We start from the raw sequence: 20,289 nt of genomic DNA on the forward strand, positions 1-20,289 counted from the left end.
ATCACCTCACCCGGAGGCCCGCGCCGTCACACCCGGTCCCGCCCCGGCGAGCCGAAATCGACCCGCCAGGGGCCCGGCCTCAAAACGTCGCGCCGGCTCCGGCACCTGGAACGCCACGCCGCCCCGTACGGCCGCTCAGCCCGCCCGGTTGCGCCGCCGCGCCAGTTCGTCGTGCGGGTTGTGCCGGACCAGCGTCTCGCCGGTGTCCACCCGCTCGCCGTGGAGCTGCGACAACGCGCCCTCCACGTCGCGCCACACCACGCCCACCGCGATGCCGAAGACACCCTGCCCGCCCTGGAGCAGGTCGACGACCTCGTCGGGCGAGGTGCATTCGTAGACCGTCGCGCCGTCGCTCATCAGGGTCATCCTCGCCAGGTCGGACAGCCCGCGCGAGCGCAGGTGCCGGACGGCGGTGCGAATGTTCTGCAGGGACACCCCGGTGTCCAGCAGCCGCTTGACGATCTTCAGGACGACGACGTCCCGGAAGTTGTAGAGCCGCTGGGTGCCCGACCCGTAGGCGGGCCGTACGCTCGGCTCGACGAGCCCCGTACGGGCCCAGTAGTCGAGCTGGCGGTAGGTGATCCCCGCGGCCGCGCACGCCGTCGGGCCTCGGTAGCCGATGGTTTCCGCCCCGCGGTCCGCCGGCACTTCGGCGGCCTGTGCCGGGGTGCGGTCAACAGCCCCGGGGTGGAGCGGCAACGCCCCTTCCGCCGCCGTACCGTCGCCGGTGATTGCCACGCCGACCTCCGTCCTCCACGTCCCGGACGGGACCTGCCTTATCGACGGTATGCAGTCACTCGGGGTGCGTCAACGATCGCCGCGCTCGCCACGCCGAGTGATAATCACCCTGCGAGTGGTTTCTCGTGCCCCAGGACGGGGAAAGGCTACTCGAATGCGCGGAAGACGGCCCTCCGCGCACCCGGCTCACTGGCTGTTGGTGCCGAAGTCCTCGGGCGAGATCTGGTCGAGGAACTCGCGGAACTTCTCCACCTCGTCCTCCTGCTCGTCCGGGATGGCGATGCCCGCGTCGTCGAGGACCCCGTCGGTCCCGTAGATCGGCGTACCGGTGCGCAGCGCCAGCGCTATGGCGTCGGACGGACGGGCGCTGACCTCGACACCACTGGCGAAGACCAGTTCGGCATAGAAGACCCCCTCGCGCAGGTCCGTGATGCGGACCTGGGTCAGTTCCTGGCCCACCGCTTCCAGCACGTCCTTGAAGAGGTCGTGCGTCAGCGGCCTGGCAGGGGCCATCCCCTGCTGGGCGAAGGCGATGGCGGTGGCCTCCCCGGCCCGATCCAAATGGGCAGGTAACGGTCGCCTCCTACCTCCCGTAGGAGCACGATCGGTTGGTTGGAAGGCATTTCCACCCGGACACCCACGACATCGAGCTCGTTCACACAGCAACCCTAGGACGTGCCCGGGCGGTTTGGGTAGTCGGGCCACCCATTGCTCACGTCGGCCGGACCCGCAGGGCGGACTGGACCAGGGCCGCGTGCAGCCGTACGGACAGCGTGGCCAGCTCTCTGGCCGTGGCCTCGGCGTGCTGCCTGGTCTGCGGATTGCGGTGCCGGCGCAGCGGCGCGACGACCTGCTCGACGAGGTTGGCCTCCCGTTCGGCGGCCGCCTTGACCGCCCGCAGATGGCGGGGTTCCAGACCGAATCGTCCCAGTTCGGCGACGAGCCTGGCGACCGTCACGGCCTCGATGTCGTACCCGCCGTCGGCGTCCGGGACGATGAGTCCGTACGCCTCCCAGTCGGCGAGCTCGGCCTCCTCGACCTCCGCGGTGGCCAGCAGCTCCGCCCGGCCGATGCGGGCGGCCGTGGGCAGGTCACCGGCCGACTCGCCGAGACCTTCGAACAGCTCCCCCGCGGGCGCGGCGGGCGCCGGCAGCGGCACCTGTTCGCCCCGGGCGAGGGCGTCCAGGTGCTCGCGGATCACTTTCAGCGGAAGATAGTGGTCACGCTGCATCCGCAGGACGGCCGCCAGCCGGGCGACGTCGTCCGCGCTGAACTTGCGGTACCCGGACGGGGTGCGCCGCGGCTCGACGAGCCCCTCGGCCTCCAAGAAACGGATCTTGGAGATGGTGACCTCGGGGAACTCGTCGCGCAGCGCGTTGAGCACCGTACCGATGCTCATCAGCTTGCCGTCCGAGGTGGTGCCGGCGGACCCGGCACCACCCGGCGCAGTGCGGTGCATATACCTTCCTTGGCCGGTCAGAAGCCGACGCCCCGCTGGCTCGCGTAGAAGACCAGCCGGAACTTGCCGATCTGGACCTCGTCACCGTTGGCGAGCGGCACCGAGTCGATGCGCTCACGGTTGACGTACGTGCCGTTCAGGCTGCCGACGTCGGCGACGGTGAAGCCGCCGTCCTGACCGCGGCGGAACTCCACGTGTCGGCGCGAGACCGTCACGTCGTCCAGGAAGATGTCGCTCTGCGGGTGCCGCCCGGCCGTCGTCAGGTCACCGTCCAGCAGGAAGCGGCTGCCCGAGTTCGGGCCGCGGCGCACGACCAGCAGGGCCGAGCCCATGGGCAGCGCCTCGACGGCCGCCTGCGCCTCGGGGGACAGCGACGGCACCGCCGTCTGCCCCGTCGTCTCCGCGTCGTACGCCTCCAGCCCCGAGATGGAGATGGTGGAGGTCGTCTCGGAAGCACGCTCGGCCTGCGCCCCGGGGCGCAGCGGCGCTCCGCAGTTGGAGCAGAACCGGCTCGCCTCGGCGTTGCGGTGACCGCACCTCGTACAGACCGGCAAGGCAACCCCTCCACCCGTGTTCGCGGCCGACGGTCCCTGGGAACCTATGCGGCCGGGCACGGAGGGGTCAACAGAATGAGCACCCGGCGCTCCGGGGCCACCGACCTGGTCGCGGAAGAGCGGACGCTCTCCGCCGGCACCGCTCTCCTCGGGCTGGCGCGAGGCACGGTGCTTGGCCGAGCCGCTGCCGCCCTCCTGGCGTGCGCTCTTGCCGAACAGCTTTGCAAACAACTTCACGGGCGATTCCCCTTGAACGAAACAGACCCGCCCGTGGGGCAGGACGAACCCTCGATGCACACACCGGCCGATCCGGACATCTTGTTAACGTCCGTGGCCTTCACACAGTTTCCACCACGCACCACCCGTACGGTGCGCCGACCCCCGCTCCCTCATGCCCGACCCGAAGCGTCCGCATTCGTCGCCGGCTCACCGCGATGACGACCGAGCGTAGTCAGGCCGCTTCGCCTCCCGCAAGGCGTCCACGATGATCTTCCCGTCACGGCTCACCGACACAGTGGCCTGCTCCTTCTCCAAAGTCTGCACCACACCGCCAGGGATGTTCAGCGCCGGTTCCAGGTCCTCGGGCTTGCCGATCACCTTGAAACGGTACGGCTGGGTGACGCGTCTGCCGTCGACCTCCACGCCGCCGCGGACGTCCGACAGGTACGAACCGGCCACGATCCGTACGTCGTTGATCTGAATGGCCTCGGCCCCGGCCGCCCGCAGCTCCTGGACGGTGTCCAGCAGTTTGTCCGCCTCGACGGAGTGCGTCGGATCGTTGATGGTCAGGTTGATGCCCGGCCCCTGGGCCGCCACCGTCCCCGCCAGCACGCCGAGCTGCTGCTCCTTCTCCACGGTCTGCTTCCGGGCCTCCTCGGCCTGGTCCGAGCTGTTCTCCAGCTCGGTCTTCTGGCCCTCCAGCCTGCGCTGTTCATCCGTCAGGCGTTGCGAACGGTTGTCCAATTCATCCAGGATGCGCACCAGGTCCTCCTGCCGCGCGCCCCGTAGTGCGCTGTTGTCACTCGTGGAACGTACCTGAATTGCCAGGCCGAGACCGAGAATGAACAGCAGCAGAGCCACGATCAGTTGGGCCCGGGTCACCCGCGGCGGCCACAGACCGGCCGCCAGACGCTGCCGTCCGGTCATCTCCGGCTTTGCCGCGCCGGGCCCGGCCACCTGGTCCGTACCTGCCGCCGGCGCCTCGTCAGCGGCGCGTCCCGCGCCCTCCTGCGGCTCCTGCGACCGGCTCTCGGGCGGCATCGGCCGCCGATCGGCCGGCCGGTCCGCTCCACCGGGCCCGCGGTCCGCACCGCCGGACCCGCCGGGCGGCTTCTGCCGCGGCTCCCGCGGGTCCCCGCCCGGTCGCGGCGGCGTGCCGTCCCGCTCGGGGGTGTCGTCCGTAGCCATCGGCATCAGGCCCTGAAGACGTGCCGGCGGATGGCCGCGGCGTTGGAGAAGATGCGGATGCCCAGTACGACGACCACACCGGTGGACAGTTGGGCGCCGACGCCGAGCTTGTCGCCGAGGAAGACGATGAGCGCGGCGACCACCACGTTGGACAGGAACGAGACGACGAAGACCTTGTCGTCGAAGATGCCGTCCAGCATCGCGCGCAGACCGCCGAAGACGGCGTCCAGCGCCGCGACGACAGCGATCGGCAGGTAGGGCTCGACCACCGTCGGCACCACGGGTCGGACCACAAGCCCGACCACGACTCCCACGATGAGGCCCAGTACGGCGATCACGATGTGCCCTTCCCTGTGTCGGCGCCACCCGGGGCACCGGCCTTCGGCTGTGCTGTACGTACGATCAAACTGGGCGCGGGCGGCAGCCTGACCTCGTTCTCCGCGGAAATCTTCGTACGAATCCCGTAGTTCTTGCGCAGCACGTCCAAGTACTGGCCGTCCGCACTGTCCTGGAACGCGGTCGCGAGCTTGTGCCCGTCCCCCACCGCCAGCACCGTGTACGGCGGCACCAGCGGTTTGTTGTCGACCAGTATGGCGTCTCCCGCGGCTCTGATCGCCGAGAGGGACGTCAGCCGCTGCTCGTTGACGGAGACCGCCTCGGCGCCGGACGCCCAGAGACCGTTGACGACCCGTTGCAGGTCCCGGTCGCGCAGCCGCCCGGTGTCCGAGAAGCCGGTGCTCTCCGCGGCCCCCCGCCGCTCGACTTGGCCGACTTGGCGTCGTCGACGACGAGTTTCACCCCGGGGCCGGTCACCTGCGTCGAGCCGGCCAGCAGCGCCAGCAGCTCGGCCCGGTCGCCGCCGTGCTTCTTCAGCGCCTCGCGCTGCATCGCCCCCACATCGTCGCGGAGCGCGTCGACCCGCTTCTGCACCGCGTCGGCGTCGGCCGTGCCGTGCTCGATACGGTTGATCAGCTCTTCGCGTTCCTTCGCCAGGGTGGGAGCCGATATCCGCGCCTGGGCGGCGCCGACCGTCACTACCACCGCGGCGAGCACCAGGCCCGCCGCCAGCCCCAACTTGGCCCGCAGGGTACGGGGCAGGCCCCGCACCCCTGCCGCGGCCTTGCGCTCCGCCGCTTCCGCGTACCCGTCGTCCAGGGCGTGGTCCATGACGTTGGTCAGCAGCGACATCGAGGCGTCGGGGCGCGAGGCCTGGTGAGGGGTGCTCCGATCGGGGCGCTGCTGCGACATGCCGCACATCGTCGCACGTCGGCGCCGCAGTCACCCAATGGCCCCACCGGCGCGCCGAATCGCGGCACGCCGGTGGCGTCACGGGACGGTACGGACGCGTTCACGCCCGCCGGGGGTCAGCGGCCCGCGCTGTCCACCACCGCCGACCACTCGTCCAGCAGCTGCTGGGCCGAGGCGTCGTCCGGGCCTTCCGCCCACAGATGGGTGACGGCCTCCGCCGGGTCCGGCAGCACCAGCACCCACCGCCCGTCGGCCTCGACCACCCGTACGCCGTCGGTGGTGTCCACCGACCGGTCGCCGGCGGCCTCCACCACATGGCGCATGACCAGGCCCTTGACCGCCCACGGCGTCGCAAGGTCCCGCTTGAGCACATGCGCCCGCGGGATCCGCGCGTCGATCTGGCTGAGCGTGAGCTGGGTACGGGCCACCAGCCCGATCAGCCGGACGAACGCCGCCGCGCCGTCGAAGACGCTGCTGAATTCCGGAATGATGAACCCGCCGCGGCCGTCACCACCGAAAATGGTGTCGTCCGCGCGCCCCACCCGGGTCAGGTCGTCGGGCGAAGTGGTCGTCCACTCCACCTGCGTGCCGTGGTACGCCGCCACCTGCTCGGCGATACGGGTCGTGGTCACCGGCAGCGCCACCCGGCCGCTGCGCCGTTCGGCGGCCACCAGGTCGAGCATGACCAGCAGCGCCCGGTCGTCCTCGATGATCCGGCCGCGCTCGTCCACCAGTGACAGCCGCTCGCCGACCGGGTCGAACCGCACCCCGAAGGCCGCCCGCGCGGAGGCCACGATCTCCCCCAGCCGGACCAGCCCGGCGCGCCGGGCGTCGGCGGTCTCCGTCGGCCGGGACTCGTCCAGACCGGGATTGATGGTCAGCGAGTCGACGCCGAGCCGCCCCAGGAGGCTGGGCAGCACCAGGCCGGCGCTGCCGTTGGAGGCGTCGACGACCACCTTCAGCCCCGCCTCGCCGATGCCCTCGGTGTCCAGCGACCTGAGCAGCGACCCGGTGTAGGAGTCGTAGACGCTGGACGGGAAGTGCAGGTCACCGATCTCGCCGGGGAAGGCCCGGCGGTACTCCTGGCGCGCGTAGACCCGGTCCAGCTTGCGCTGGCGCGCCAGCGAGAGGTCGGCACCGCGCTCGTCGAGGAACACGATGTCGACGGAGTCCGGTACGCCCGGTGTCGTACGGATCATGATGCCGCCGGCGCTGCCCCGGGCCGTCTGCTGCCGGGCGACCGGCATCGGCACGTTCTCCACGTCCCGTACGTCGATGGCGCTGGTCTGAAGCGCGGAGATCATCGCGCGTTTCAGCGCCCGCGCGCCCCGGGAGTGGTCCCGGGCGATGGTGACCGTGGACCCCTTCTTCAGGGTTGTGGCGTACGCGCCGGCGAGCCGGACCGCGACCTCGGGGGTGATCTCGACGTTCAGGATGCCGGAGACGCCGCGGGCACCGAACAGGTGCGCCTGGCCGCGGGACTCCCAGATCACCGAGGTGTTGACGAAGGCACCGGCCTCGACGGTCTTGAACGGATAGACCCGGACGTTGCCCTGAACAATCGATTCCTCACCGACGAGGCACTCGTCGCCGATGACGGCTCCGTCCTCGATCCGGGCCGCCCGCATGATGTCGGTGTTCTTGCCGATCACACAGCCACGCAGGTTGCTCTGCTGCCCGATGTACACGTTGTCGTGCACCACGGCCTTGTGCAGGAAGGCGCCGCTCTTGACGACGACGTTCGACCCGACGATGGTGTGCTCGCGCAGCTCCGCGCCGGCTTCCACCTTGGCGTAGTCGCCGATGTACAGCGGGCCGCGCAGTACCGCGTCCGGGTGCACCTCGGCGCCCTCGGCGACCCAGACCCCCGGCGAGATCTCGAAGCCGTCGATGTCCACGTCGACCTTGCCCTCGAGGACGTCGGCCTGGGCCTTCACATAGCTCTCGTGGGTACCGACGTCCTCCCAGTAGCCCTCGGCGACATAGCCGTAGACCGGCTTGCCCTCCTTCATGAGCTGCGGGAAGACATCACCCGACCAGTCCACCGGGACGTCGGGTTCCACATAGTCGAATACTTCGGGCTCCATGACGTAGATGCCCGTGTTCACCGTGTCGGAGAAGACCTGACCCCAGGTCGGCTTCTCCAGGAAACGCTCGACCTTGCCTTCCTCGTCGACGATCGTGATACCGAATTCCAGAGGATTGGGGACCCTCGTGAGGCAGACGGTGACGAGCGCGCCCTTCTCCTTGTGGAAACGGATCAGGTCGGTGAGATCGAAGTCGGTGAGCGCGTCTCCGGAGATCACGAGGAAAGCGTCGTCGCGGAGCGCCTCCTCGGCGTTCTTCACGCTGCCCGCCGTCCCGAGCGGTTTCTCCTCGTTGGCGTAGGTGAGCTCCATACCGAGCTCTTCCCCGTCACCGAAGTAGTTCCGGACGAGCGACGCCAGGAATTGCACGGTCACTACGGTCTCGCTGAGCCCATGCCGCTTCAACAGCCGCAGCACATGCTCCATGATCGGCCTGTTGGCCACGGGCAGCAGCGGCTTGGGCATACTCGACGTCATGGGGCGAAGGCGGGTGCCTTCACCACCGGCCATCACAACGGCCTTCATGTCGGAAGCGTCCTCCTCGAAACAGACGACGGTCCTGCCGACTTCGCCCGTCCGGGAGAGTTACCGTTCTCCGCCTTCGGCACCCGGTCGAGCCGGGTGCGAAAACATACGGCGAGTTCAGTCGGCCTTGGTGTCCGCCTTGATGAGCCGGCGGACCTGGACCACATAGAGGATCCCTGCCCACCAATACAGTGCTGTACCCCATCCGGCGAACGCCCATCCGAAAATTTCAGCGAGCGTGTGGAGCCAGCCTTCTCCGTCGCTGAGCAGCAGCAACGGGAAGGCGTACATCAAGTTGAATGTAGCCGCCTTCCCCAGGAAGTTCACCTGGGGAGGTCCGTACTTGTGGCGGGCCAGGGCCGCGACCGCGATCAGCAGCATCAGTTCACGTGCCAGCAGGGCCGCGGTGACCCAGAGCGGAAGGATTCCGCGCCAGGTCAGGCCGACCAGGGTGGAGAGGATGTACAGCCGGTCGGCGGCCGGGTCGAGGATCCGGCCCAGGCTGCTGATCTGGTTCCAGCGGCGGGCCAGCTTGCCGTCGAGGTAGTCACTGACGCCGCTCAGCGCCAGGACCAGCAGCGCCCAGTACTTGGTGTCCGGGCCGCCGAACTCCTTCCACAGGATCAACCACAGGAACACCGGCACGCCGACGAGACGAGCCATGCTCAAAATATTCGGGATGGTGAGGACACGATCCGTCTGGACGCGCGTCTCCTGGACCTCCACCCGGGGGCCTCCTGTGGGAACGTACCGACGATGCCCCCTGACCTTACCTGGCCGCTCCGGCCCGGCACACCGCGGGTGCCCTGTCCGGATACCGCCCGACAACATCCCACATAACCGGTGAGCGGTTCGCCGGGGCCGCCGGGCGCCTTCCGGGGCGTGCTGCCTACCGGGACTTGCTGCCTTCCGGCCACGCCGCCGGCCGGGGCCTGGGCGCACAACGCAGAAAGCCCCGCACCATACGGTGCGGGGCTTCCCACTATCAAAAGGAGTTCGGCGGCGTCCTACTCTCCCACAGGGTCCCCCTGCAGTACCATCGGCGCTGAAAGGCTTAGCTTCCGGGTTCGAAATGTAACCGGGCGTTTCCCTAACGCTATGACCACCGAAACACTATGAAGATAACAACTCCAGCCGGCAAGGCGAGTTCGTTACTTCAGAACTAACACAGTGGACGCGAGCAACTGAGGACAAGCCCTCGGCCTATTAGTACCAGTCAACTCCACCCGTTACCGGGCTTCCATATCTGGCCTATCAACCCAGTCGTCTACTGGGAGCCTTAACCCCTCCAGGGGGTGGGAGCCCTCATCTCGAAGCAGGCTTCCCGCTTAGATGCTTTCAGCGGTTATCCTTTCCGAACGTAGCCAACCAGCCATGCCCTTGGCAGGACAACTGGCACACCAGAGGTTCGTCCGTCCCGGTCCTCTCGTACTAGGGACAGCCCTTCTCAAGACTCCTACGCGCACAGCGGATAGGGACCGAACTGTCTCACGACGTTCTAAACCCAGCTCGCGTACCGCTTTAATGGGCGAACAGCCCAACCCTTGGGACCGACTCCAGCCCCAGGATGCGACGAGCCGACATCGAGGTGCCAAACCATCCCGTCGATATGGACTCTTGGGGAAGATCAGCCTGTTATCCCCGGGGTACCTTTTATCCGTTGAGCGACGGCGCTTCCACAAGCCACCGCCGGATCACTAGTCCCTACTTTCGTACCTGCTCGACCCGTCAGTCTCACAGTCAAGCTCCCTTGTGCACTTACACTCAACACCTGATTGCCAACCAGGCTGAGGGAACCTTTGGGCGCCTCCGTTACTCTTTAGGAGGCAACCGCCCCAGTTAAACTACCCACCAGACACTGTCCCTGATCCGGATCACGGACCCAGGTTAGACATCCAGCACGACCAGAGTGGTATTTCAACAACGACTCCCCTGCCACTGGCGTGACGAGTTCACAGTCTCCCACCTATCCTACACAAGCCGAACCGAACACCAATATCAAGCTATAGTAAAGGTCCCGGGGTCTTTCCGTCCTGCTGCGCGAAACGAGCATCTTTACTCGTAGTGCAATTTCACCGGGCCTATGGTTGAGACAGTCGAGAAGTCGTTACGCCATTCGTGCAGGTCGGAACTTACCCGACAAGGAATTTCGCTACCTTAGGATGGTTATAGTTACCACCGCCGTTTACTGGCGCTTAAGTTCTCAGCCTCGCCCCACCGAAATGGAGCTAACCGGTCCCCTTAACGTTCCAGCACCGGGCAGGCGTCAGTCCGTATACATCGCCTTACGGCTTCGCACGGACCTGTGTTTTTAGTAAACAGTCGCTTCTCGCTGGTCTCTGCGGCCACCACCAGCTCAGAGTGCAAAACTCATCACCAGCAATGGCCCCCCTTCTCCCGAAGTTACGGGGGCATTTTGCCGAGTTCCTTAACCATAGTTCACCCGAACGCCTCGGTATTCTCTACCTGACCACCTGAGTCGGTTTAGGGTACGGGCCGCCATGAAACTCGCTAGAGGCTTTTCTCGACAGCATAGGATCATCCACTTCACCACAATCGGCTCGGCATCAGGTCTCACCCTTAACGTGCGACGGATTTGCCTACCGCACGGGCTACACCCTTACCCCGGGACAACCACCGCCCGGGCTGGACTACCTTCCTGCGTCACCCCATCACTCACCTACTACCACCTTGGATCAGCGGCTCCACCACTCCCCTTCGTCCGAAGACTCCAGGGCGGCTTCACGGCCTTAGCATTAATGGATTCGATGTTTGGCGCTTCAAAGCGGGTACCGGAATATCAACCGGTTGTCCATCGACTACGCCTGTCGGCCTCGCCTTAGGTCCCGACTTACCCTGGGCAGATCAGCTTGACCCAGGAACCCTTAGTCAATCGGCGCACACGTTTCCCACGTGTGTATCGCTACTCATGCCTGCATTCTCACTCGTGAACCGTCCACAACTACCTTCCGGTGCTGCTTCACCCGGCACACGACGCTCCCCTACCCATCACAGTCCCCGTTAGGGGTATGTACTGCAATGACACGACTTCGGCGGTGTGCTTGAGCCCCGCTACATTGTCGGCGCGGAATCACTTGACCAGTGAGCTATTACGCACTCTTTCAAGGGTGGCTGCTTCTAAGCCAACCTCCTGGTTGTCTCTGCGACTCCACATCCTTTCCCACTTAGCACACGCTTAGGGGCCTTAGTCGATGCTCTGGGCTGTTTCCCTCTCGACCATGGAGCTTATCCCCCACAGTCTCACTGCCGCGCTCTCACTTACCGGCATTCGGAGTTTGGCTAAGGTCAGTAACCCGGTAGGGCCCATCGCCTATCCAGTGCTCTACCTCCGGCAAGAAACACACGACGCTGCACCTAAATGCATTTCGGGGAGAACCAGCTATCACGGAGTTTGATTGGCCTTTCACCCCTAACCACAGGTCATCCCCCAGGTTTTCAACCCTGGTGGGTTCGGTCCTCCACGAAGTCTTACCTCCGCTTCAACCTGCCCATGGCTAGATCACTCCGCTTCGGGTCTTGGGCACGCTACTCAACGCCCTCTTCGGACTCGCTTTCGCTACGGCTTCCCCACACGGGTTAACCTCGCAACATACCGCAAACTCGCAGGCTCATTCTTCAAAAGGCACGCAGTCACGACTATGCAGCAAGCTGCATAGCGACGCTCCCACGGCTTGTAGGCACACGGTTTCAGGTACTATTTCACTCCGCTCCCGCGGTACTTTTCACCATTCCCTCACGGTACTATCCGCTATCGGTCACCAGGGAATATTTAGGCTTAGCGGGTGGTCCCGCCAGATTCACACGGGATTTCACGGGCCCCGTGCTACTTGGGTGGTTCTCAAACGAGCCGTTGATGTTTCAGCTACGGGGGTCTTACCCTCTACGCCGGACCTTTCGCATGTCCTTCGCCTACACCAACGGTTTCTGACTCGCCGACCGGCCGGCAGACCGGTCAAGAGAACTCCCACAACCCCAACCACGCAACCCCTGCCGGGTATCACACGTGACTGGTTTGGCCTCATCCGGTTTCGCTCGCCACTACTCCCGGAATCACGGTTGTTTTCTCTTCCTGCGGGTACTGAGATGTTTCACTTCCCCGCGTTCCCTCCACACTGCCTATGTGTTCAGCAGCGGGTGACAGCCCATGACGACTGCCGGGTTTCCCCATTCGGACACCCCCGGATCAAAGCTTGGTTGACAGCTCCCCGGGGCCTATCGTGGCCTCCCACGTCCTTCATCGGTTCCTGGTGCCAAGGCATCCACCGTGCGCCCTTAAAAACTTGGCCACAGATGCTCGCGTCCACTGTGCAGTTCTCAAGCAACGACCAGCCACCCACCACCCCGCCACACTCGGCGAGTTCACTGGGGCCGGCGTTGAAGGTACAGACGTCTCCGTCCGTGCCCTCAGACACCCAACAGCGTGCCCGACACCCTCGCCCCCCTGACACGTTCCACGCCGAAGCAGTACTAGTGACCAGTGAGCCAAGTGTGCCGAGTAGTCAACGTTCCACCCATGAGCAACCAGCACCGGACATTCGCCGATGTACTGGCCCCTGACCGAGCGAACTCGGTAAGAAGTGCTCCTTAGAAAGGAGGTGATCCAGCCGCACCTTCCGGTACGGCTACCTTGTTACGACTTCGTCCCAATCGCCAGTCCCACCTTCGACGATTCCCTCCCACAAGGGGTTGGGCCACCGGCTTCGGGTGTTACCGACTTTCGTGACGTGACGGGCGGTGTGTACAAGGCCCGGGAACGTATTCACCGCAGCAATGCTGATCTGCGATTACTAGCAACTCCAACTTCATGGGGTCGAGTTGCAGACCCCAATCCGAACTGAGATCGGCTTTTTGAGATTCGCTCCACCTCGCGGTATCGCAGCTCATTGTACCGACCATTGTAGCACGTGTGCAGCCCAAGACATAAGGGGCATGATGACTTGACGTCGTCCCCACCTTCCTCCGAGTTGACCCCGGCAGTCTCCTGTGAGTCCCCATCACCCCGAAGGGCATGCTGGCAACACAGAACAAGGGTTGCGCTCGTTGCGGGACTTAACCCAACATCTCACGACACGAGCTGACGACAGCCATGCACCACCTGTACACCGACCACAAGGGGGCGCCTGTCTCCAGACGTTTCCGGTGTATGTCAAGCCTTGGTAAGGTTCTTCGCGTTGCGTCGAATTAAGCCACATGCTCCGCTGCTTGTGCGGGCCCCCGTCAATTCCTTTGAGTTTTAGCCTTGCGGTCGTACTCCCCAGGCGGGGAACTTAATGCGTTAGCTGCGGCACGGACGACGTGGAATGTCGCCCACACCTAGTTCCCAACGTTTACGGCGTGGACTACCAGGGTATCTAATCCTGTTCGCTCCCCACGCTTTCGCTCCTCAGCGTCAGTATCGGCCCAGAGATCCGCCTTCGCCACCGGTGTTCCTCCTGATATCTGCGCATTTCACCGCTACACCAGGAATTCCGATCTCCCCTACCGAACTCTAGCCTGCCCGTATCGAATGCAGACCCGGGGTTAAGCCCCGGGCTTTCACATCCGACGTGACAAGCCGCCTACGAGCTCTTTACGCCCAATAATTCCGGACAACGCTTGCGCCCTACGTATTACCGCGGCTGCTGGCACGTAGTTAGCCGGCGCTTCTTCTGCAGGTACCGTCACTTGCGCTTCTTCCCTGCTGAAAGAGGTTTACAACCCGAAGGCCGTCATCCCTCACGCGGCGTCGCTGCATCAGGCTTTCGCCCATTGTGCAATATTCCCCACTGCTGCCTCCCGTAGGAGTCTGGGCCGTGTCTCAGTCCCAGTGTGGCCGGTCGCCCTCTCAGGCCGGCTACCCGTCGTCGCCTTGGTAGGCCATTACCCCACCAACAAGCTGATAGGCCGCGGGCTCATCCTGCACCGCCGGAGCTTTCCACACACAGACCATGCGGTCGTGTGTCATATCCGGTATTAGACCCCGTTTCCAGGGCTTGTCCCAGAGTGCAGGGCAGATTGCCCACGTGTTACTCACCCGTTCGCCACTAATCCCCTCCCGAAGGAGGTTCATCGTTCGACTTGCATGTGTTAAGCACGCCGCCAGCGTTCGTCCTGAGCCAGGATCAAACTCTCCGTGAATGTTTACCCGTAATCGGGTCAACACACACGAGAGCGGAACAGGAAGCGGAATAGGCTTCCCGTTCACAGCGTCCTCGCTGTGTGTGCCACCCGCACCGTTAAGTGCTGGTGGGCTTTTCAAAGGAACCTCATCCTCCGGCTGCTGCCGGTGGACGGGGTATCAACATATCTGGCGTTGACTTTTGGCACGCTGTTGAGTTCTCAAGAAACGGACGCTTCCTTTGTGCCTGTTTCACCAGGCTCTCCGGGCGCTTCCCTTCGGTGTTCCACCACTCTATCAGGCCGTTTCGGGCTTTCAGACCACCATGTTTTCCGCAAGCATGCAGAAAAGAGGTCGAAAATCTCGATCAGTTCTGAAGGAGTGCTGCCCGCCGTCCGTTCCGCGAGGTGATCGCGTTCTGTCGGACCGGGGCAGGTGTCAGACAGTACAGGGCCGCGTCGGGCGGGGCAAATCGATTCCCCGGGGGTGCTGCTCCGGGGGTCCGGGGGCGCTGCTCCGAGGGTGGTGTCGCGCGTGCGGAACCGTCACTTCTTATGACTTACGCTCTGATCGGTGCGCCGTCCAGGACAGGTAGTGACGGCGGCCTGAAAGATCTCCACCCCTGGGAGGACTCCCATGACCACCGTGACGTCCCCGCTCGCTGGACGCGCCATCGGACTCGCGGCCGTGCCCGACCCGGTGTTCTCCGGCGCGATGGTGGGTCCCGGTACCGCCATCGACCCCGTGCGCGAGCCTTCCGAGGCCGTGTCGCCCGTTGACGGCGTCGTCGTCTCGCTGCACCCGCACGCGTTCGTCGTCGTCGACAGCGAGGGCCACGGCGTGCTCACGCACCTCGGTATCGACACCGTGCAGCTGAATGGCGAGGGCTTCGACCTGCTCGTCAACAAGGGTGACACCGTCACCCGCGGCCAGGCCGTCGTGCGCTGGAACCCGGCCGCCGTCGAAGAGGCCGGCAAGTCGCCGGTCTGCCCGGTCGTCGCGCTGGAGGCGACCGCCGACTCCCTCGGCGAGGTCGTCGAGGACGGCGACGTCAAGGCCGGCGAGCAGCTCTTCAGCTGGCAGTAGCCCCTGCTGCCGTCGTGACGGCAGGTACGACAACCACCGCGGCGGCAGTGACCGCCGCACCAACCGGAGACGGGTGAGATGGAGACAACGCTGCGAGGCGTCGGCGTGAGCCACGGTGTGGCGATCGGCGAGGTGCGGCACATGGGCACGGCGGTCCTCGAACCGCCGGCCAAGCAGATTCCCGCCGAGGAAGCGGAGCGCGAACAGGGGCGTGCCCGCAAGGCCGTGGAAGCTGTGGCCGCCGACCTGATCGCGCGGGGCAACCTGGCGGGCGGCGAGGCCCAGGCCGTACTGGAAGCCCAGGCCATGATGGCCCAGGACCCCGAGCTGATGGCAGACGTCGAGCGGCGCATCGCCGTGGGCAGCACCGCCGAGCGCGGTGTGTACGACGCGTTCGCCGCCTACCGGGCGCTGCTGGCGGGTGCCGGCGAGTACCTGGCCGGGCGGGTCGCGGACCTCGACGACGTGCGGAACCGTATCGTCGCGCGGCTGCTCGGCGTGCCGATGCCGGGTGTGCCGGACAGCGACGAGCCGTACGTACTGATCGCGCGGGACCTGGCGCCGGCCGACACCGCGCTGCTCGACCCGACGCTGGTGCTCGGGTTCGTGACCGAGGAGGGCGGGCCGACCAGCCACAGCGCGATCCTCGCGCGGGCGCTGGGGGTGCCGGCCGTGGTCGCGCTGCCGGGCGCGGGTGAGCTGGTCGAGGGCACCGTCGTCGCCGTCGACGGCAGCACGGGCGAGATCTTCGTGGACCCGAGCGCCGAGAAGCGCGCGGAGCTGGAGCAGGCCGCCGCGGCCCGCAGGGCCGCGCTGGCGGCCTCGACCGGCCCGGGTGCCACGTCGGACGGGCACAAGGTGCCGCTGCTGGCCAACGTGGGCGGTCCGTCGGACGTGCCGGCGGCCGTGGAGGCGGGCGCCGAGGGTGTCGGGCTGTTCCGTACCGAGTTCCTCTTCCTGGACGACAGCAAGCAGGCGCCGTCGCAGGAGAAGCAGGCCGAGGCGTACCGCAAGGTGCTGGAGGCCTTCCCCGAGGGCCGGGTCGTGGTGCGGGTGCTGGACGCGGGCGCGGACAAGCCGCTGGACTTCCTGACGCCGGGCGACGAGCCGAACCCGGCGCTGGGCGTGCGGGGTCTGCGGACGCTGCTGGACCACCCCGAGGTGCTCCGTACGCAGCTGGCCGCGCTGGCCCAGGCCGCCGAGGGGCTGCCGGTCTACCTTGAGGTCATGGCGCCGATGGTGGCCGACCGGACCGACGCCAAGGCGTTCGCGGACGCGTGCCGGGAGGCCGGGCTTCAGGCCAAGTTCGGCGCGATGGTGGAGATCCCGTCCGCGGCGCTGCGCGCCCGGTCGATCCTGCAAGAGGTCGAGTTCCTCTCGCTGGGCACCAACGACCTGGCGCAGTACACCTTCGCCGCCGACCGTCAGGTCGGTGCGGTCTCGCGTCTGCAGGACCCGTGGCAGCCGGCGCTGCTCGACCTGGTGGCGCTGTCGGCCGAGTCGGCGAAGGCCGAGGGCAAGAGCTGTGGTGTCTGTGGCGAGGCGGCCTCCGATCCGCTGCTGGCGTGTGTGCTGACGGGTCTGGGCGTGACGAGCCTGTCCATGGGCGCGGCGTCGATTCCCTACGTGCGCGCGACGCTGGCGAAGCACACGCTGGCCCAGTGTGAGCGGGCCGCCTCCGCGGCGCGGGCCGCGGACACCGCCGAGGACGCGCGCGCCGCCGCGCAGGCGGTGCTCTCCGGGGAGTGATCCCCGGGGCGTGCTCCCCGGCGGGAGCGGCCCGGCAGTGACTTGCCGGACCTCCGGCCCTTGCCGGGCAGGCAGAACAACGCTGGTACGGACGGCCGTCCCGCCCTTGTGGCGGGGCGGCCGTCCGGCGTTTGCGGCGGGTTGTCCGGCCGCCGTGTCAGTGGTGGCTGTGGTCGTGTCCGTCGGTCGGTGGCGGGTCGGGGAGGGTGAGGCCCGCGTGGTAGTCGACGCCGGGCTCGGGCGGGACGGGTTCGCCGGTGTCGGCGTCCGTGCAGTAGGCCGTGAAGACCTCGGCGGCGCTGAGCGGGTGCAGCCAGGCGTCGCGCAGGACCCAGCCGCGGACCGTGTCGCGCCCGGCGGTCTCGTCCGTACGGGACACGATGCCGCCGGGGCTGCGCAGGGCGACGCCGGCGGCGAGGACCGTGCAGAAGACGAGCGTCGCGGCTTCGGACAGCTCCAGCCGCCCGTCGTCGCGGGAGTCGGCGTGCAGCACGGCGAGCAGCGGGGCGCCGCTCGCGGGGACGCTGCACACCAGGTGGTGGGTGCCGTCGCCGAGGGTGTCCAGCAGGCTGGTGAGCGCGCGGGAGGCGCGGGCGAAGGCGGCCCGCGCCAGGTCCTCGCCGCAGTCCGCACAGGTTCCCGTGCGGGCGAGGAGCGCCGTGGCGCGGTCCCAGGTCGCCTGGCGTTCCGCTTCGTCGACGAGGACGGGCAGCAGTCGGGACAGGGATTCGCCGGTGTACGGCAGAGTGGCGCCGGTGCAGGCCAGTTCGGCGGTGTAGCGGGAGCGGCTGTCGGGGCGGTCGGGGTCCAGGTCCGCGTCCGTGCAGAAGGTCTCGTACGCGACGGGGTCGAAGAGGGCGACGGTGGTGTGGATGCCCTGGGCGGTCAGTGAGCGCAGCAGGGTCTCCATCTGCTGGAGGTAGGCGGTGTGGTCGTCGAACGGGAAGGTGCGGTAGCGGCGCATGGCCGCGAAGTCCTGGGCGTCCGCCAGGACGGCGGCGGTGCTCGGGATCTCGCGGCGCAGCATGCGGCGTGCGGCGGCGGGGCCGCCCAGAGCGGTGCGTGCGGTGCGTCGGGACGGTGTGGTCATGACTCCCCCTCGGTCGGTGTGTGCTGCTCGCTCGGCGAGCCTCACTTGTGACTGAGAGTAATCGGAGGGTCTGACAACGGCCGTCCGCGACGCCTGCCCCGCTACCGTCCGCGCTCGGTCGCGGCGCCCTCGGCCGCGGCGCGCTCGGCGGCGATCCGCTCGTAGAACCGCAGGAGTTCGAGGTTGTCGACCGAGCCGGGGTTGACGGCCTTCTCCAGCGGAGTGCCCTGGAGGAGCCGTTTGACCGGCACCTCGATCCGTTTTCCCGTGAGGGTGTGCGGCACGCCGGGAGCCTCGATGATTTCGTCGGGGACGTGGCGCGGCGAGCACTGCGCGCGGATGGTCCGCTTGACGCGGTCGCGCAGCGCGTCGTCCAGGACTGCGCCGGGCGCGAGGTGGACGAAGAGCGGCATCCAGTAGCCGCCGTCGGGCAGTTCGAGGCCGATGACGAGGGATTCGCGGATCTCGGGGAGGCGTTCGACGGCCTCGTAGATGTCCGCCGAGCCCATCCGTACACCCTGGCGGTTGAGGGTGGAGTCGGAGCGGCCGTGGATGACGACGGTGCCGCGCGCGGTGCGGGTGATCCAGTCGCCGTGCCGCCAGACGCCGGGGTAGGTGTCGAAGTAGCTCTCGTGGTAGCGGGTGCCCTCGGGGTCGTTCCAGAAGTGGAGGGGCATGGACGGCATGGGGTTGGTGACGACGAGTTCGCCGACCTCGTCGGTCAGCGGCTTGCCGTGCGGGTCCCAGGCCTGGAGGTCGGTGCCGAGGCACGGGGCCTGGAGTTCGCCGATGTGGACGGGCAGGGTGGGCGCGGCCCCCGCGAAGCAGCTGCAGACGTCCGTGCCGCCGCTGACGGAGGCGATCCACAGGTCGGCGGCGACCTCGTCGTGCAGCCAGCGGAAGCCGTCGGGCGGCAGCGGGGAGCCGGTGGTCGCGACGCACTTGACGGTGGTCAGGTCGAAGTCGCGGCCGGGGCGCACGCCGGCCTTGCGGCAGGCCATCACGTATGCGGCGGAGGTGCCGAAGAGCGTGGTGCCGGTGCGCTCGGCGATCCGCCACTGGGCGGCGGTGTCCGGGTGGCCCGGGCTGCCGTCGTAGAGCACGATCGTGGAGCCCGCGAGGAGGCCGGCGACGAGGAAGTTCCACATCATCCAGCCGGTGGAGGTGTACCAGAAGAAGCGGTCGCCGGGCCCGAGGTCGCAGTGCAGGCCGGTCTGCTTGAGGTGTTCGAGGAGGATGCCGCCCTGGGACTGGACGATGGCCTTGGGCAGGCCGGTCGTGCCGGAGGAGTACAGGACCCACAGAGGGTGGTCGAAGGGGACCTGCTCGAAGACCGGTTCGGTGGCGGTGGAGGTCAGGTCGGTCCACTCCAGGGCGCCTTCGGGGGCGGGGGTTCCCAGGAGGGGGACGTGGACGACGGCGCGGAGGGTGGGCAGTTCGCGGCGGAGTTCGGCGACGGTGTCGCGGCGGTCGTGTTCCTTGCCGCCGTAGCGGTAGCCGTCGACCGTGAACAGGACGACGGGCTCGACCTGCTGGAAGCGGTCCAGGACGCTGCGGGCGCCGAAGTCGGGGGCGCAGGAGGTCCAGACGGCGCCGACGGCGGCGGTGGCCAGGAGGGCGACGACGGCCTGCGGGATGTTGGGGAGGTAGCCGCTGACCCGGTCGCCGGGGCGGACTCCGAGGCGGCGCAGTTCGGCGGCCAGGGAGCCGACCTGGGCGCGCAGCTCGGCCCAGGTGACGGGAGCGGGGTCGTGGGTCTCGTCCACGTGCAGCAGGGCGGGCGCGTCGGCGCGGGCCGGGTCCTCGGCGGCGCGCAGCGCGTGTTCCGCGTAGTTGAGGGTGGCGCCGGGGAACCAGCGGGCGCCGGGCATCGCGGGGTCGGCGAGGACGGTCTCGTACGGCGTGCTGAAGCGGACGTCGAACCAGGCGGCGACGGCCTGCCAGAAGCGGGACAGATCGGTCACGGACCAGTGGTGCAGCGCGGCGTAGTCCGCCACCGGGTCGCCGGCGGCGCGGGCGGGGGCTCCGTGGTGGGCGGCGGCCCAGTCGTGGAACCGGGTGAGCTGGGCGCCGGCGATGCGGTCCGGGCCGGGCTGCCACAGGGGTTCCGGCTGCGGGACGGACTGCGGTGCGGTGGTCATGATCGGCTCCCGGCTGTACGCGGCGTTGCGTGGACGCGGTGTGGGCGTGCGGTACGCGGTGTGCGTGGTCCCCGTACGGCCCGGAGG

The 20,289-nt window shown here is 67.4% G+C and carries 11 protein-coding genes, 3 rRNA genes and 2 pseudogenes; 2 read left to right on the forward strand and 14 right to left on the reverse strand.

Features of this window, described 5'->3' with window-relative positions; translation table 11 throughout:
* Positions 1-135: 135 nt before the first annotated feature.
* The 12 genes and pseudogenes from ACEXOX_RS09245 to ACEXOX_RS09300 all read right to left on the reverse strand — a co-directional run bounded on the left by ACEXOX_RS09245 (position 136) and on the right by ACEXOX_RS09300 (position 14,156).
* Positions 136-738: a MerR family transcriptional regulator gene (locus tag ACEXOX_RS09245; protein WP_030019930.1), complete on the reverse strand. Its 603-nt coding sequence runs from the start codon at positions 736-738 to the stop codon at positions 136-138.
* Positions 739-924: 186 nt separating this feature from the next.
* Positions 925-1,397: pseudogene (locus ACEXOX_RS09250) on the reverse strand (bifunctional nuclease family protein).
* Positions 1,398-1,450: 53 nt separating this feature from the next.
* On the reverse strand, positions 1,451-2,197 hold the full coding sequence (locus ACEXOX_RS09255; protein WP_030019929.1) for a MerR family transcriptional regulator: 747 nt from the start codon (positions 2,195-2,197) through the stop codon (positions 1,451-1,453).
* A 17-nt stretch (positions 2,198-2,214) separates the two neighbouring features.
* The gene (locus ACEXOX_RS09260; protein ID WP_208870149.1) at positions 2,215-3,030 is read right to left on the reverse strand and encodes an FHA domain-containing protein; all 816 of its coding nucleotides are present in this window, start codon (positions 3,028-3,030) and stop codon (positions 2,215-2,217) included.
* Positions 3,031-3,177: 147 nt separating this feature from the next.
* Entirely contained in the window at positions 3,178-4,011 is an 834-nt protein-coding gene (locus ACEXOX_RS09265; protein ID WP_406519915.1) for a DUF881 domain-containing protein, read from the reverse strand.
* 152 nt (positions 4,012-4,163) lie between these two features.
* The gene (locus ACEXOX_RS09270) at positions 4,164-4,496 is read right to left on the reverse strand and encodes a small basic family protein (protein WP_003984969.1); all 333 of its coding nucleotides are present in this window, start codon (positions 4,494-4,496) and stop codon (positions 4,164-4,166) included.
* A pseudogene (locus ACEXOX_RS09275) lies at positions 4,493-5,406 on the reverse strand (DUF881 domain-containing protein). Before ACEXOX_RS09275 ends, ACEXOX_RS09270 begins: the two are co-directional and overlap by 4 nt.
* Positions 5,407-5,522: 116 nt before the next feature.
* Complete coding sequence (locus ACEXOX_RS09280; RefSeq protein WP_406519916.1) at positions 5,523-8,018, reverse strand: sugar phosphate nucleotidyltransferase; 2,496 nt, start codon at positions 8,016-8,018, stop codon at positions 5,523-5,525.
* Positions 8,019-8,135: 117 nt separating this feature from the next.
* Positions 8,136-8,744, reverse strand: coding sequence for a CDP-alcohol phosphatidyltransferase family protein (locus ACEXOX_RS09285; protein ID WP_030019924.1), 609 nt, complete (start codon positions 8,742-8,744; stop codon positions 8,136-8,138).
* Positions 8,745-9,012: 268 nt separating this feature from the next.
* A 5S ribosomal RNA gene (gene rrf / locus ACEXOX_RS09290) occupies positions 9,013-9,128 on the reverse strand.
* A 76-nt stretch (positions 9,129-9,204) separates the two neighbouring features.
* Positions 9,205-12,325: ribosomal RNA gene (locus ACEXOX_RS09295) — 23S ribosomal RNA — on the reverse strand.
* Between the two features lie 302 nt (positions 12,326-12,627).
* Positions 12,628-14,156: ribosomal RNA gene (locus ACEXOX_RS09300) — 16S ribosomal RNA — on the reverse strand.
* The 16S, 23S and 5S rRNA genes sit together here, the layout of an rRNA operon.
* A gap of 616 nt (positions 14,157-14,772) precedes the next feature.
* Between ACEXOX_RS09300 and ACEXOX_RS09305 the strand changes: the two genes are divergently transcribed.
* Both ACEXOX_RS09305 and ptsP read left to right on the forward strand, forming a co-directional pair.
* Positions 14,773-15,222, forward strand: coding sequence for a PTS glucose transporter subunit IIA (locus ACEXOX_RS09305; RefSeq protein WP_030018096.1), 450 nt, complete (start codon positions 14,773-14,775; stop codon positions 15,220-15,222).
* 78 nt (positions 15,223-15,300) lie between these two features.
* Complete coding sequence (ptsP, locus tag ACEXOX_RS09310; protein ID WP_406519917.1) at positions 15,301-16,971, forward strand: phosphoenolpyruvate--protein phosphotransferase; 1,671 nt, start codon at positions 15,301-15,303, stop codon at positions 16,969-16,971.
* Positions 16,972-17,128: 157 nt separating this feature from the next.
* On the opposite strand, the gene ACEXOX_RS09315 is transcribed toward ptsP, so the two are convergent.
* Both ACEXOX_RS09315 and ACEXOX_RS09320 read right to left on the reverse strand, forming a co-directional pair.
* Positions 17,129-18,061, reverse strand: a complete 933-nt coding sequence (locus ACEXOX_RS09315; RefSeq protein ID WP_406519918.1) for a hypothetical protein — start codon at positions 18,059-18,061, stop codon at positions 17,129-17,131.
* Positions 18,062-18,162: 101 nt separating this feature from the next.
* Positions 18,163-20,202, reverse strand: a complete 2,040-nt coding sequence (locus ACEXOX_RS09320) for an acetoacetate--CoA ligase (RefSeq protein WP_406519919.1) — start codon at positions 20,200-20,202, stop codon at positions 18,163-18,165.
* Positions 20,203-20,289: the final 87 nt, after the last annotated feature.

Source organism: Streptomyces sp. Ac-502, from assembly GCF_045222935.1.
GTDB lineage: Bacteria > Actinomycetota > Actinomycetes > Streptomycetales > Streptomycetaceae > Streptomyces > Streptomyces monomycini.

Bases quoted from the DNA above. Each gene is read 5' to 3' on its own strand.
- ACEXOX_RS09255 (WP_030019929.1), bottom strand. From the start codon at position 2,197: ATGCACCGCACTGCGCCGGGTGGTGCCGGGTCCGCCGGCACCACCTCG.
- ACEXOX_RS09265 (WP_406519915.1), bottom strand. From the start codon at position 4,011: ATGCCGCCCGAGAGCCGGTCGCAGGAGCCGCAGGAGGGCGCGGGACGC.
- ACEXOX_RS09280 (WP_406519916.1), bottom strand. From the start codon at position 8,018: ATGAAGGCCGTTGTGATGGCCGGTGGTGAAGGCACCCGCCTTCGCCCC.
- ACEXOX_RS09305 (WP_030018096.1), top strand. From the start codon at position 14,773: ATGACCACCGTGACGTCCCCGCTCGCTGGACGCGCCATCGGACTCGCG.
- ptsP (WP_406519917.1), top strand. From the start codon at position 15,301: ATGGAGACAACGCTGCGAGGCGTCGGCGTGAGCCACGGTGTGGCGATC.
- ACEXOX_RS09315 (WP_406519918.1), bottom strand. From the start codon at position 18,061: ATGACCACACCGTCCCGACGCACCGCACGCACCGCTCTGGGCGGCCCC.
- ACEXOX_RS09320 (WP_406519919.1), bottom strand. From the start codon at position 20,202: ATGACCACCGCACCGCAGTCCGTCCCGCAGCCGGAACCCCTGTGGCAG.